This is a genomic window from Magnetospirillum molischianum DSM 120 (assembly GCF_000294655.1).
Taxonomy (GTDB): Bacteria; Pseudomonadota; Alphaproteobacteria; order Rhodospirillales; family Magnetospirillaceae; genus Phaeospirillum; species Phaeospirillum molischianum.
This window is the reverse complement of record NZ_CAHP01000006.1, coordinates 1-706: the sequence shown is the minus strand read 5'-3', so window position 1 is coordinate 706 and position 706 is coordinate 1. Positions and strand designations below refer to the sequence as shown.

The 706-nt window shown below is 59.6% G+C and carries 1 pseudogene; it reads left to right on the top strand.

The annotated features are described in order from the left end of the window. A pseudogene (locus tag PHAMO_RS01705) lies at positions 1 to 690 on the top strand (IS3 family transposase); the annotation flags it as partial. Between the last annotated feature and the right edge of the window lie 16 nt (positions 691 to 706).

Genomic DNA, 706 nt, shown 5'->3' with positions numbered 1-706 from the left:
CAGATCGCCGAACTTCTGATTGGGCTCACCCAGGCCAGAAAGACCTGGGGGTTCGGCCTCTGCTTCCTGTATCTGCGCAATATCCAGGGTCATGGCTGGAACCACAAACGGGTCTATCGGATCTATCGCGCGTTGGAACTGAACCTGCGGATCAAACCCCGGAAGCGGCTCAAACGCGACAAGCCCGACGAACTGACGGTGCCAGACGCCCCCAACCAGGTCTGGTCGATGGACTTCATGGCAGATCGTCTGGAGGACGGCCGGGCTTTCCGGCTGCTCAACGTGCTCGACGACTTCAACCGGGAGGGACTCGGCATCGAAGTCGATTTCTCTCTGCCCGCCGAACGGGTCGTGCGGGTGCTGAACCAGATCATCGAATGGCGCGGCAAACCGGGCGCTATTCGGGTCGACAATGGTCCCGAATATATCAGCGGTACGCTGATGAAATGGGCCGAGACGCACGGCATCGGCCTCCAACACATCCCCAGCCCGGCAAGCCGCAGCAGAACGCCTATGTCGAGCGTTACAACCGGACGGTCCGGCATGAATGGCTGGGGCAAATCCGTCTTTGAAACCATCGCGGAGGTGCAGGATCACGCGACAGAATGGCTCTGGACCTACAACAACGACCGCCCCAATATGGGCATCGGCGGCATCACACCCGCCCAGAAACTGAAATTGGCCGCATGAATTCTATGTCCAACCC